This window comes from Pukyongiella litopenaei (genome assembly GCF_003008555.2).
Lineage (GTDB): Bacteria > Pseudomonadota > Alphaproteobacteria > Rhodobacterales > Rhodobacteraceae > Pukyongiella > Pukyongiella litopenaei.
Map to the genome: position 1 here is coordinate 1,800,139 of NZ_CP027665.1, position 13,298 is coordinate 1,813,436.

Here is a 13,298-nt window from a genome sequence, read left to right on the forward strand (position 1 = left end):
GGGGGCCAAAACACCGGTTTTTCCCGGATTCACGTCTTTCCCGAGGCTGCTATGGTTGGGAAACCCCTCTTGCCCCAGGCTGACCGCATGACCCGCTTTGTTCATCTCACCGATCTGCATATCTCGCACCCGGATCTCGACGACCCGCATCTGAGCTCGGACACGGCGGCGACGCTGGCCCGCGCGGTGCAGATGATCAACACCATCACCCCGGCGCCGGATTTCGTGGTGCTGTCGGGCGACCTGACGAATTGCGGCGACGCGGCCAGCTATGGCCTGGTGCGGGATCTGATCGCGCCGCTGCAGATGCCGGTGCTGCACGCGCTGGGAAACCACGACACCCGACCGGGCTATCGCGCCGCCTTTCCCGAAACCGGTGGCTGCCCCGAGGCGCCGCTGTTTCACCACTCGGTTCAGGGCGCGCTGCATGTGATCGTGCTCGACAGTTCGATCCCCGGCCGGATCGCCGGCGGGCTGGACGCGGAACAACTGGCGCTGCTCGACCGGGCGCTGGCCGAACATGCCGATTTGCCGAAACTGCTGGTCTGTCATCACCCGCCGCATTTCGATCGTCCCGGCGCGCTCGACTGGGAGAGCCTGAATGCCGGGGACACCGCCGCGCTGGCCAGGATCCTGCGCGGACACCCGATCGCCGGGATGCTGTCGGGCCATATCCATATCAACCGGGTGCTGCACTGGCAGGGGTTTCCGGTGGTGATCTCGACCGGCCTGCACAACACGCTCGACATTCTCGAACCCGCCGATCTCGTGATCCTGGAAGGAAGCGGATTTGCGCTGTGCGACCATGGCCCGGCGGGCCTGGACGCGCGTTTCGTCCCGCTGGGCCCGGTTCCGCGCAAGCTCGGGCGGATCGACGAGGAAATGCTGCGCGGGTTCCGCTAGCCATTTGACGGCCGAAGGTGACGTGGCGGCAAAATTGCTGCAATGCAGCAAAGAAACCTTGCAATGCTGCACACGCAGCATTAGGTCTTGTTTCAAGACAAGAGACACACAGACCTGATGGAGAAAGCGCCATGACCAAGGCAACCGCAAGCAAAGCCCCCGCCGCCAGCGACGCTCTGAAAGAACAGACCGCCGCGGTTCAGAACTTCTTCGGCAACCTGTTCGAAGCCGGCAAACTGTCGGTCGCAAACACCATCGAATTCGACAAGCTGCTGCTGACCCGCCTGGGCGAAGGCGCCAACGAGGCGTTCCAGCACGGCAAGTCGGTGCTCGCCGCCAAGGACATCAAGACCGTGGTCGAGCTGCAGTCCGCCTATGTGCAGGACCGCATGGAACATGGTGTTGCAACCACCAAGGAGCTGATGGAATTCGCACAGGCAAAAGCCCGCGAAGTCGTCGAGCCCTTCAAGAAATCGGCCTGATCGGCCGAAACCGGACACCACGAGGTCCGAGACCCGGAGGAGCTTCCTCCTCCCAAATTACTCCTTCGGGTACAGACGGCGCGCCGGTGGTCCTCCCCCACCGGCGCGTTTTTTCGTCGTGACCGGGCTCAGGCGCCCAGTATCCGTTCCAGCGCAAAGATCAGCCCGCCGATGCAGCCGCCGAGGATCGCACCGTTGATGCGGATGAATTGCAGGTCCGATCCCACCTCGGCCTCGACCCGGGCGATCAGCAGGTCGGCATCCCAGCTCTTCAGCGTATCGGCCACATAGCCTCCGATGGTCGAGCGGTGGCTATCCGAGATTTCCCGCACCAGCGCCAGCAGGCGGTCGTTCAGCGCACGGGCGGCGCCGGGATCGCTGCGCAGCATGTCGGCGACGCTGCCCAGCGCATCGGATACTGCCCCGTGCACGGGGTTTCCGCCCTCCGGGCCACGCATATTCAGCAGGACGCCCAGCACCTCGGCACCGGCATTGGTGATCCGGTCGGCCAGCGCATCCAGCGCCCCGTCGTCATCGCCCAGCAGAAACGCCGTCACCGCACCCTTGCGTTCCAGGTCGACCACGAATTCACGGAACAGCCCCTCGAACTGGGCGCGCGTTTCGGTGTCCGGTTTCGACAGCTCGCCCAGCAGGTTGACGATGGCATCGACGATCAGGTCCGCCACCTTGTTGTCGACCGGGGCCGCCACCCACCAGCGGCTGTTCTCGCGGACCAGATGGGCGATATGGGCGCGGCTGTCATCGACGTAATCGGCCACCTGCGCGATCACCTGGTCGAAACCGCGCCCGCCGGCCCCGCGTTGCAGGATATCGCTCAGCAGCTGCGTGAGTTCCGTATTGTCGCGGCTTTCGCGCAGCAAGGCCCGCACCAGCTTGCGCACGCCCCGGGCAAACCGTCCCTGCGGACCCTGCGCCGTCACCGCGTCCAGCCCTTCGAGGATCAGCCCGGCGATGTGGTCCGCGTGATCGCGGTCGGACAGCCAGTCCGCGATCCGCGCCGCCGGGTCGATCCGTTTCACATTCTCGGCGATCTGTTCGGGCACAAGGATGTATTCCTCGATGAACCGGCCGATATTCTCGGCCGCCTCGTCCTTGCGGTGGCGCAACAGCGCCGTGTGCGGGATCGGAATGCGCAGCGGATGCCGGAAGATTGCCTCGACCGCGAACCAGTCGGCCAGACCGCCGACCATGCCGGCCTCGGCCACCGCGCGGATGAACAGCACCCACCCCGCCGGGTCGGGAACCGCCAGCGTCGCCAGGAACACCGCAACCAGCGCCGCCAGGATCCCGGTCGCGGTCCGGCGCAGATGGGTCAGGCGCCGCGGTTCGCCGGTTGCGGCCATGGCGGGAAACCTAGCCACCGGTCACCGCCCGGCTCAGGCGACCTGCAGTTCGGTGCGGGACCGGAAATCGCGGATCAGCGCCGCCGTTTCCTCGGGCATGGTAACGATGAAGAGATGTCCGCATTCGACCTCGACCAGCTCGGCGTTCGGGATCCGATCCGCCAGAATCCTGCCGTTCACCGGCGGCACGATCGGGTCGTCGCTGCCCATCAGCACCAGCGTCGGCATCGTCAGCGCCGGCAGCCAGAAATAGCTGGTCCAGCCGCTGATCGCCATCAACTGATAGAGATAGCCCAGCGGGCTGGAATGCGACATGGCGTCCATGTGCTCGACCAGAAGCTCGCTGTTTTCGCGCAAGAGCCCGCCATAGATCTCGGGGCCGATCCGGGCCATGAAATCGGGATCCACATAGCGTTTCGGCGTTGCCATCTTCGACAGCACCTTCATGCTGCCGGGCACCATCACATAGCCGGCGGTGGTCGCCGCCAGCACCAGGCGCCGGGTCCGGTGGGGATGGTCATGGGCAAATTGCTGCGCCAGCCCGCCGCCCCAGGACACCCCGAACACGTCGACCGCGCCGATCCCGAGGTGATCGAGCAGGTCGGCCGCCAGCCGCGTCATATTGACGGCCCGGTAGGGAAAGACCGGCGCCGGTGACTGGCCGACGCCGGGCATGTCGAAGATCACGCAGCGCGTGTTCGGGAACTGCGCCATGAAGGCCGTGGCAGTTTCGATATTGGCACCGATTCCGTTGAACAGGAGCATCGCGTTTTCGGCGTTGTCCGGGCCGCTGGTCGCGTAGCGGATCCGGTATGCTCCTAGTGTCACGAAATCGGTGTTCATATCTCAGTCAGCCTCGGCCATCACATAACTGCCCGGTGCCGCGAGCGTGGGCGGGTTGGCCTTGTTGCCCAGGCTCCGCGGCGCCTTGATCTGTTTCGGCGACCGGGACTTGAGCCACTCCGCCCAGTAGAGCCACCATGTCCCCTGATGTTCCTCGGCGCCAGCCAGAAAATCCTCGGGTGTCGTATGGTCACCCTTATTGGTGCGGAACCGGGCCTTCTTGTTTGTCAACGGGTTGATCATCGCCTGGATGTGGCCGGAACTGGACAGCAGGTATTCGGATTTCCCGCCCAGCAGGTGCACCGAGCGATAGCAGCCTTCCCATGGCGTGATGTGGTCGGTGGTGCCGCCCACGATCAGCGAATCGCAATCCACCGCCGCCAGGTCGATCGGCTGGCCCAGCACGGTCAGCGCCCCCTTGCGGGTCGCGGCGTTGGATTCGAGCATGTCGATGAAATCGCCGTGCAGCTTCGCGCTCATGTTGGTGGTGTCGGCATTCCAGAACAGAATGTCGAAGGCCGGCGGATTGCGGCCCAGCAGATAGTTCGACACCCAATAGGACCAGATCAGGTCATTGGGCCGCAGCCAGGCAAAGACCCGCGCGAGGTCCTTGCCCTCGAGCACCCCCTTGTGATGCGATGCGAACCGGGCGATCTCGAGCGCCTCGAGCGATGTCATCAGCCCCATCGTGGTGTCCGCCGCGCCATCGGTATCCAGCACCGTCACCACCAGGCTCAGCGAATGGGCGCGGGCGCAATCCACGGCCTTCCAATAGCCCAGCAATGCCGCGGTGGTGATGCCGCCGGAACAGGCGCCGACCATGTGCAGCTTGTCGGATTTCGTGATGTCGCAGGCCGCCGCCGACGCCCGGTCGAGCGCCTCGATATAGCTGTCGAACCCCCAGTCGGCCTGATCCCTGGTCGGGTTGAACCAGCTGACGATGAACACCTGGAACCCCTGTTGCAGCAGAAACTCGACCACCGAACGTTCCGGCGACAGGTCCCAGACATAGAATTTGTTGATCTGCGGCGGCACGATGAAGATCGGGATCTGATAGACCTGTTCGGTCTGCGGCTCGTACTGGATCAACTCCAGGTGCGGCTCGGAATAGACCACCTTGCCCGGCGTGGTGCCGAGGTTTTCGCCGACCTTGAACCCGGATTTGTCCACCATCGACGGCATGCCGTTGTTATGCGCCATGTCGCCGAGGAAATTCTGCAACCCGTCGCGCAGGTTCTGGCCGCCGGTTTCCAGCGTCGCCTTGAGCGCGGCGGGATTGCCGCTCAGCGTGTTGGTCGGCGACAGCGAATCGGTCAGCGTCGCCAGCAGGATCTTGGCCCGTTCCTTGTCGCGCGGCGGCAGTTCCATGCCGTCGACCCAGCTTTGCAGCTCGGCGCACCATTGCAGATACCCGTCGCGCAGGCCGCGGAACATCGGGTTCTGTTCCCAGATCGGATCGCTGAACCGGCGGTCGTCCGGCTGCGGTTTCGCGCTGCCGCCCAATCCCGCCAGCGCACGCCAGATTTCGAGATTGGCGTTGACCGCGTCCATGAACAGCGTGGCCGGATTGGACATGGACGTGCGGTAGAAATTCATCAGCGATTCGGTCTGCTCGCGCAGTTTCCGGTCATCCATCATCCGGGCCACGAGCTGGTTCGTATTCGGCATCATCGTTCGGATCCTCCCTCGGTCCTAGCCCATCACAAAGGCGATCTGCTCGGCGATGATCGCCGGCTTGTCCGCGCCATCGATGCGCACCTCGTTGGTCGTGGTGACGGCGATCTGGCCGGGGCGTTTGACCTCGACCCCGGTGATCGACACCGCAACGCGAACCACCGCACCCACCGGGACCGGCGCCAGAAACCGGACCTTGTTCATGCCGTAGTTGATGATTTGCCTGGCATCCGGGGGATAGATCCCCAGTTCCAGATGCTTGCCCGCCAACAGCGACAGCACCAGCATACCATGGGCGATCGTCCCCCCGAACGGGCTATGCGACGCCGCCCGTTCGGGGTCGGTGTGAATCCACTGATGATCGCCGGTGCAGTCGGCAAAGGCGTTGATGCGGTCCTGATCGATCAGGACCGGCTCGCTTTCGCCGAAATCATGGGCCGTGAGGCCTGCCAGGGTCGCAACGCTGTAGTTCTCGGGCGCGGACATGGGCTTTCTCCTCCTATGCGATCAGTCGTAGTCGCGCAGTTCGCGGCGCAGGATCTTGCCCACGGTCGATTTCGGCAGCGCCGCGACAAAGGCGATCTGCTTGGGCACCTTGTAGGCGGTCAGATGCTCGCGGGCATAGGCGGTGATGTCCTCGGTGCTCAGGCTCTTGCCCGCCTCGATCACCACGAACAACCGCAGGGCCTCGCCGGTCTTGTCGTCCGGCACGCCGATGCAGGCACATTCCGCGACGCCGTCGATATGGGCGATGGTCGCCTCGACCTCGTTCGGGAACACGTTGAACCCGGATACCAGCACCATGTCCTTCTTGCGGTCCACGATCTTGACATAGCCATCGCCGGTGAACACGCCGATATCGCCGGTGCGGAAATAGCCATCCGCAGTGAACGCGTCGTTGTTGGCTTCGGGGTTCTGCCAGTAGCCGCTCATCACCTGCGGGCCGGTGGCGCAGATCTCGCCTTCCTCGCCCAGCGCGACATCTTCGTCCTTGTCGTTGAGCAGCCGGATATCCGTCGACGGCACCGGCAGCCCTGCCGCGCCCGAGAAGCTCATCGTATCCAGCGGGTTCAACGCCAGCACCGGCGAGGTTTCCGACAGGCCGTAGCCCTGGCAGATCGGCCGCCCGGTGATTTCCTGCCACTTGTTCGATGTCGCCTCGAGCACCGGGGCGCCGCCGCCGATGGAAATGCGCAGCGCCGAATGGTCGATCGTCGCAAAACGCGGATGCATCACCAGCCCGGCAAAGAGGGTGTTCACCCCGGTCAGCATGGTCGGCCTGGCGGTTTCGAACAGGTCGAGAAGGTGATCCACGTCGCGCGGATCGGTAACCAGGTGGTTGGTGCCGCCCTGGTCGATATAGGTGATCAGGTTCGCCATCAGCGCGAAGATGTGGTAGAGCGGCAGCACCGTCAGCACCACCTCCTTGCCCGGCGAAATCGCGTCGCCCGCAAAGGCCCGGTATTGCAGCGTGTTCGCGACGAGATTGCCGTGGCTCAGCACCGCGCCTTTCGACAGGCCGGTGGTGCCGCCGGTATATTGCAGGAACAGCATGTCCTCGCCGGTCAGCGCCACCGGGTCGCGGGTCAGGTCCGCGCCGGCGCTCAGCGCCTCGGACAGGCGGTGAATGTCGGTAGGCATGGTGGCCGGGGCCGGGCTGGGCAGGGCGGGGCCGCCGGCATCGGACAGCTCGGCGGTGATCACATGCTCGACCGGGGTATCGGCGATCACCTTCGCCAGGGTCGGGGTCGACCCGGTAAAGATCACGATGGTCTTGACGCCGGCATCGTTCAGCTGGTGACGCAGTTCGTCGGGGGTGTACATCGGGTTGACGTTCACCTGGACCCCGCCGGCCAGGACGATCCCCGCCATCGCCACCGGGAACGCCATCATGTTCGGCATCATCACCGCGATCCGGTCACCCTTCTTCACACCCATCTCGTGCTGCAGATAGGCCGCGAGATCCTCGGCCAGCTTGCCGAACTGGGCAAAGCTGAGCGATGCGCCGCGATTGACGAACGCGGTATGGTCGCCGTAACGCGCGACCGCATCGGTGATCAGGTCCGCGACCGAACGGTTCGGATCCTGGGTGATCTCGTGCGGGGTGCCTTCGGAATAGGACTTGAGCCAGAATTTCGACATTGCTTCCTCCAAAACTGAATGTGTGAACCGGGCGGGTTGCCTTGCGTCGCATGTAGCGTGAAATCGCGGGCCGCCAGCCCCTTCGGGAGGTCTGCCGCAGCGTCACACAACCGGGACGTTGCGGAAAAGCGGGGTTTTCCGGCCGCCGGCCCGCGTCAGGCCTGCATCCGAGCGAGCAGTTTCAAGGGGAATCGGTCCCGCTCAGCCCGTCAATTGTGCGTGAACTTCGTCCAGGTCAATTTCGCCGACCGGCTGCCGGTTCGACGGATCCTCGAAATCATACCCGAACAGGTCGAAGTCGCGCTTGTAGATCTCATAGACCAGATGCATCGACAGATCGTCGAAATACGCCTCGACCGGATGCGCCCGTTTCGGCCCGTGGCCCTCGGATTCGTTGAACCGGGGGATGTCGTCCAGAACGACCGCGTGCGGCGTTTCGATGGCATCGAGCACCTGCGCCATGCCTTCGTTGAATCTCTCGGTCCAGATGATCCGGTCATAGGTGCCGCCATTGGCAACGAAGGTCGAGATATGGCCCGACATCGCCGACCAGTGAATGTCGGGATCCATCGGCCGCCGCCAGCGGATGGTGTCGCGCGCGAACAGCAGAAACCGCCGGAACGACCTGATCTGGTCGAACTCGCCCTTGCCGTCGTCGCCACCGACCTCGACCCCGTATTTGTAGGTCAGCAGCGGCACCAGGTTGCCACGATAGCGTTTGCCGTTGCGCTGGATACCGCAGATCTTGTCGAAGAAGGACGACAGGATACGGCTGTAGGGGTTGCGCACGCAGGTAAAGGCATAAGAGCCGTGTTCCTGCACGTTGCGGGTGATCGGGTCCTGGCTCTCGGGGCGGGCCCATTTGTGCAGCCCATCCTTTGCGTCGTGGATGTCACCGTCGAAGAACCGGCCATGATCCGAGTAGAACATGATCTGGCCAATGGTCGAGCAGGCGCATTTCGGCACCACGCGGTAAATCACGCTTTCGCTCTCTGTCATCCAGATGCCGGGATAGCCCATTTCCCCTCCGGTCGCCGCAACATCACGCCATTTTCGGCGACAAGACCAAATTAGCGCGGTTTCTTCAATCGTTCATCGGGTCTATCACTGGTCATGAGCAGCGACACAGGGGTGTTATCGGGCGAAATGGCAAAAATTGCGTATCTCCTGCTGTGCCACAAGGACCCGGACGCGGTGATCGAACAGGCGCGCAGCCTGACGGCCGCCGGCGACTGCATGGTTATCCACTTCGACGCCAATTCCGATGCGGGCGATTTTCGCCACATCTGCGATGCGCTGGCGGATGAACCCGGCGTGATGATGGCGCGCCGCCGGGTGCGTTGCGGCTGGGGTGAATGGTCGCTGGTACAGGCCACGCTGACTGCGCTGGAAACCGCGCTCGACGCCTTTCCCGACGCGACCCATTTCTACATGGTCTCGGGCGACTGCATGGCGATCAAGACCGCCGAATATGCCCGCGGCCTGCTGGACCGGGAAGACGCGGATTACATCGAATGCTTCGATTTCTTCGAAAGCGACTGGATCAAGACCGGGATGAAGGAAGAACGGCTGATCTATCGCCACTACCTGAACGAACGCAAACACAAACGCCTGTTCTATGCGATGCAGGATGTGCAGCGGCGGCTGGGCCTGCAACGGGCGATCCCGGCAGACCTGCGGATCATGATCGGATCGCAATGGTGGTGCCTGCGGCGAACCACGGTCGAAGCCATTTTCGAGTTTCTCGGGAAACGCCGCGACGTGCTGCGGTTCTTCCGCACGACCTGGATCCCCGATGAGACCTTTTTCCAGACATTGGTGCGCCACCTCGTCCCCGCACCCGAGATCCGGGCCCGCACGCTGACCTTTCTGATGTTCACCGATTACGGGATGCCGGTCACCTTCCACAACGATCATTACGATCTCCTGCTGGCGCAGGATTACCTGTTTGCGCGCAAGATCAGCCCCGCCGCGCTGGAACTGAAGAACCGGCTCGGCGATCTCTATGCCCGAACCGGCGTCACCTTTCACATCTCGAACGAAGGCCGCGAACTGCACCGGTTCCTGACCTCGCGCGGCCGGATCGGAAACGCCTATGCCCAGAGGTTCTGGGAAACCGAGGCGTCGCTGGGCCGCGACCGCGACCTGATGATCATCGTGTGCAAGAAATGGCACGTCGCCCGGCGTCTGCTGGACCGTATTCGCCGGGAAACCGGGATCCCGGCCGCCGAATACCTGTTCGACGAGGAACAGGCCGATCTTCCCGATCTGGGCGGGCTCGAAACCTCGCTGAAGAAACGGACACGGCACCGGCGGTCGCTGATGCGCATCCTGTTCGACGCGTGGCAAACCGACCGCATGGTGATCTGCCTCGATCCCGGCCACATGGACCTGTTGCGCGATTTCGACGCCGACACCTGCACCACGCGCATCCTGGAACTGGATTGCGACTTTTCGGACGACGACCTCGCCGGTCACGCCAACCGGATCGGGCTGGCGGCCGACGATACGCCGGCGTCGGCGCTGGACCGGCTGCTGCCCGCGCTGCGCCGGGAAATCCGCCAGCAATCCGATACCATCCGCGACGGCGGTTTTGCCCATTTCACCCGCGTGCGCGAGGGTGCGGACCGGGCAGAGCTGGCGGCGGCGGTCGGGCGGTTCCTGTCAGTGCCCGCGGATACCGCCGCGCGCATCGCCGATATCGATGACCTGTTCGGCGGCTGAGCCGGTCACGACCGCCAGTTCGACAACCAGCGCCGGAACCGGCTGCGTTTCTCGGCCATGGCCACGCCCGCCTCGTCCAGATCGTCGCCCCATTTTTCCAGCACCGGGTCGATCCGCGCCTGCCGGAACCGGCGCCAGCGCACCCAGATCGCCCAGCAGATCGCGGCCAGCAGCGTCAGCACGATGATGTTGAACCACGGGATCAGCCGCACGTCCGGCCCCTCGACCGGCCGCACCGCCACCGCGTTGGGATAGATCGACAGGAATTCGTTGCGCCAGCCATAATGGCGCAGCACCACCCATTTCGGATTGTCCTTGGTCGAGATCAGGTCATGCACCTCGGTCTGGAGGTTGGAACTGTCGAGCTTGAAATAGGGCGGCCAGCCCCAGCCGGTATCCTCGTTCCGATAGACCATCGGGCGGCCCCGGGCATTGAACGCCTCGATGAAGCGCACATCGCGGTTGATCGAGCCCGTGGCTTCCTGCCCGGTATCGTTCTGCGCCCAGAAGATCGAATTCTCACCGAAATCGACGCGCCGCACCTCGGTGTTGACGACCCGAACCACGTCCTGATGCGGCAGCGTGTAATGCAGGAAAGACCCCGCCAGCAGCCACAAGACCAGGATCAGAACCCATTTCACATAGACCATCGCCACCGCCTTTCACATGAAGTTCATCACATAGACCAGCACCGCGATCGTCACCAGCGGAACCACATAGACGCCGAGAATCAGTTTGCGGCGAAACGACCTGTCATACCGCTGCAACCCGCGCCGGACAAAGGCCTCGCGGTCGCCGGCCATACCCTTGTCCCGCCATCGCGTTTCAAGCTTGCGACGCCGCATCGCCCGGGAATAGAGCGACAGCGCAACATAGATGACCGAAAGCACGATCATCAGAAGCAAGAGCAGTCGCAGCAACGCCAGCATGGCCCGGCCTCCTCAGGGGATCCGGGACCAAGACTGCCGTTGCCGCCCCGCGTTGTCCACAGCGCGGACGCGCCGCGCCGATGACCGGTCAGCCAACCACGTTGAACGCCGGCCCGTAGGGATAGCCGGTGATGTTCTCGGCGCCGTCCCCGGTGATCACCAGGATATCGTGTTCGCGATAGCCGCCTGCCCCAGGTTGCCCCGCCGGGATCGTCAGCATCGGCTCCATCGAGATCACCATGCCCGGTTGCAGCACGGTGTCGATATCCTCGCGCAGTTCCAGCCCGGCCTCGCGGCCATAGTAATGCGACAGCACCCCGAACGAGTGGCCATATCCGAAGGTCCGGTATTGCAGCAGGTCGCGATCGGCGAGGAACCGGTTTATCGCCTGCGTGACCTCGGCACAGGAAACGCCGGGTTTCAGCAGCGACATGCCATATTCATGCGTGGCGACATTGGCCTGCCAGATCTTCAGGCTGGCCTCGTCCACGTCACCGGCAAACATCGTCCGTTCCAGCGCGGTGTAATAGCCCGAGATCATCGGGAACGTGTTCAGGGACAGGATGTCGCCCCGCGCGACCACGCGACCGGTGACCGGGTTATGGGCGCCATCGGTGTTCAGCCCGGACTGGAACCAGACCCAGGTGTCGCGGTATTCGGCGTCGGGAAAGGCACGGGCAATCTCGGCTTCCATCGCATCGCGGCCGGCCATCGCCACGTCGATTTCGCGCGCGCCGATCTGCACGGCGTTGCGGATCGCGTAGCCGCCGACATCGGCCACCCGCGCCCCTTCGCGGATCAGGGCGATCTCGGCCGGAGATTTCATCATCCGCTGCCGCATGGTGGCCGGGGCGATATCCAGCACCGCGGCCGGTGACAGGAAATCCTCGAGCAGGTCCCGCTGGGCCAGGGTCAGGTGATCGCCTTCACAGCCGACGACCCCGCCGGTTCCGGCCACATGCGCCACCGCGCGCCAGAAATTGTCGCGTTGCCAGTCGGTATAGGTGAGGTTGTCGCAGAAACAGCGCCGCCAGGGCTGGCCCGCGTCGATCCCGGCGCTGATGGTGACCGTTTCGGTTTCCGTCACCACCAACCCGTAGGGCCGCCCGAACGAGCAATAGAGAAAGCCCGAGTAATAGGCGATGTTGTGCATCGAGGTGAGGACGGCGGCGGTCACGCCCCGCTCTTCCATAGATGCGCGCAAACCGGCAATGCGGGTTTCGTATTCGGCGGTGGCAAAGGGCAGAACTGCCTTGTCGCCGTTGTGAAAGCGGTAGAACTCGGGGCGGGACGTGTCGCGGGTGGTCATCGCAGACCCTCCTTTGCAGAAAGGTCCCGGCGTTCAGGACAGGGAAAGGGGGCGGGTTCAGGTGGCGACGCCATCGCCGGTGCCCGCGATCATCCTGACGCCCGCCCCACCGCGAATCAAGTCGTCAAGCGGCGCACCATGTCGCTTTCGGCATCCTGCAGATCATCGATCACGTCGAAATGGTGCCGTCCGGGCGCGATCACCAGATCCACCTTCCATTCCCCGGCCAGCCACCGCGCCTGGTCGACAAAGGCAGGGCGTTCCCCGGCACCCACCCACACCGTCACCTGCGCCGGGTGCCGGATGGTCATGAACAACGGGCTTTCCGCCTCGGCCTCGGCCGGGGTCAGGCGGAAATCATCGTTCATCTGCGTTTTCATCAGCGGCCGCAGGTCCGACAGCGGCGAGATCGGCATCACCGCCCGCAACCGGCCGGCCATCTTTTCCGGAACCAGCAGCGGGTCGAGCATCCGGGCGACCAGGTGCCCCCCGGCGGAATGGCCCGCCAGCGAGACCGGTCCCCGGGTCTGCGCGCAGATCGCCTGCACCGCGGTGGCGATCTGGTTGGTGATGTCGGATATCTTCACCGCGGGACACAGATCATAGGACGGCATCGCCACCGCCCAGCCGCGCGCCAGCGGACCCGCCGCCAGATGCGACCAGTCGCGCCGCCCGAAGGCACGCCAGTAACCGCCATGCACGAACACCACCGTTCCGGCCGGCACGGATTGGGGCAGGAACAGGTCATACCGCGCGCGATCGCCATCGCCATACCGAAGGTCGAGCCTCGCATTGTCTCCCAGCGCGGCGCGAAACGCCTCGGCAGCCTTGGCCCAGCGCGGCGGGTAGTCGGCCGCACCCTCGATATGGGCCCCGTTGGCATAGGCATCGTCCCAGTCCATGTTCTCTCCCTTCGGAACTCGATATG

General features: G+C 64.2%; 13 protein-coding genes. 3 read left to right on the forward strand and 10 right to left on the reverse strand.

Annotation, left to right across the window (positions count from 1 at the left end; translation table 11 throughout):
- Positions 1–87: 87 nt before the first annotated feature.
- Together C6Y53_RS08990 and C6Y53_RS08995 are read left to right on the forward strand one after the other, a co-directional pair.
- A complete protein-coding gene (locus C6Y53_RS08990) occupies positions 88–903 on the forward strand; it encodes a metallophosphoesterase family protein (RefSeq protein WP_211299500.1) in 816 nt (271 codons plus the stop codon).
- A 131-nt stretch (positions 904–1,034) separates the two neighbouring features.
- The gene (locus C6Y53_RS08995) at positions 1,035–1,385 is read left to right on the forward strand and encodes a phasin family protein (RefSeq protein WP_106472126.1); all 351 of its coding nucleotides are present in this window, start codon (positions 1,035–1,037) and stop codon (positions 1,383–1,385) included.
- A gap of 128 nt (positions 1,386–1,513) precedes the next feature.
- On the opposite strand, the gene C6Y53_RS09000 is transcribed toward C6Y53_RS08995, so the two are convergent.
- The 6 genes from C6Y53_RS09000 to C6Y53_RS09025 form a co-directional block, all read right to left on the reverse strand.
- A complete protein-coding gene (locus C6Y53_RS09000; RefSeq protein WP_106472127.1) occupies positions 1,514–2,749 on the reverse strand; it encodes a DUF445 domain-containing protein in 1,236 nt (411 codons plus the stop codon).
- 33 nt (positions 2,750–2,782) lie between these two features.
- The gene (gene phaZ / locus C6Y53_RS09005) at positions 2,783–3,592 is read right to left on the reverse strand and encodes a poly(3-hydroxyalkanoate) depolymerase (protein WP_106472128.1); all 810 of its coding nucleotides are present in this window, start codon (positions 3,590–3,592) and stop codon (positions 2,783–2,785) included.
- 3 nt (positions 3,593–3,595) lie between these two features.
- Positions 3,596–5,263, reverse strand: a complete 1,668-nt coding sequence (locus tag C6Y53_RS09010) for a PHA/PHB synthase family protein (protein WP_106472129.1) — start codon at positions 5,261–5,263, stop codon at positions 3,596–3,598.
- 21 nt (positions 5,264–5,284) lie between these two features.
- Positions 5,285–5,752, reverse strand: coding sequence for a MaoC family dehydratase (locus C6Y53_RS09015; protein ID WP_106472130.1), 468 nt, complete (start codon positions 5,750–5,752; stop codon positions 5,285–5,287).
- Positions 5,753–5,773: 21 nt separating this feature from the next.
- Positions 5,774–7,408, reverse strand: a complete 1,635-nt coding sequence (locus C6Y53_RS09020; RefSeq protein WP_106472131.1) for an AMP-binding protein — start codon at positions 7,406–7,408, stop codon at positions 5,774–5,776.
- 201 nt (positions 7,409–7,609) lie between these two features.
- Positions 7,610–8,428 carry a sulfotransferase family protein gene (locus C6Y53_RS09025; RefSeq protein WP_106472132.1) on the reverse strand — a complete coding sequence of 273 codons (819 nt, stop codon included), beginning with the start codon at positions 8,426–8,428 and terminating at the stop codon, positions 7,610–7,612.
- Positions 8,429–8,554: 126 nt separating this feature from the next.
- Between C6Y53_RS09025 and C6Y53_RS09030 the strand changes: the two genes are divergently transcribed.
- A complete protein-coding gene (locus tag C6Y53_RS09030; protein WP_106472133.1) occupies positions 8,555–10,132 on the forward strand; it encodes a DUF5928 domain-containing protein in 1,578 nt (525 codons plus the stop codon).
- Positions 10,133–10,137: 5 nt separating this feature from the next.
- On the opposite strand, the gene C6Y53_RS09035 is transcribed toward C6Y53_RS09030, so the two are convergent.
- From C6Y53_RS09035 to C6Y53_RS09050, 4 genes are all read right to left on the reverse strand, one after another.
- The gene (locus C6Y53_RS09035; protein ID WP_106472134.1) at positions 10,138–10,782 is read right to left on the reverse strand and encodes a DUF1523 family protein; all 645 of its coding nucleotides are present in this window, start codon (positions 10,780–10,782) and stop codon (positions 10,138–10,140) included.
- A gap of 12 nt (positions 10,783–10,794) precedes the next feature.
- A complete protein-coding gene (locus C6Y53_RS09040) occupies positions 10,795–11,061 on the reverse strand; it encodes a hypothetical protein (protein WP_106472135.1) in 267 nt (88 codons plus the stop codon).
- Between the two features lie 88 nt (positions 11,062–11,149).
- The gene (locus C6Y53_RS09045) at positions 11,150–12,370 is read right to left on the reverse strand and encodes an aminopeptidase P family protein (RefSeq protein ID WP_106472136.1); all 1,221 of its coding nucleotides are present in this window, start codon (positions 12,368–12,370) and stop codon (positions 11,150–11,152) included.
- A 116-nt stretch (positions 12,371–12,486) separates the two neighbouring features.
- Positions 12,487–13,272: an alpha/beta hydrolase gene (locus tag C6Y53_RS09050; protein ID WP_106472137.1), complete on the reverse strand. Its 786-nt coding sequence runs from the start codon at positions 13,270–13,272 to the stop codon at positions 12,487–12,489.
- Positions 13,273–13,298: the final 26 nt, after the last annotated feature.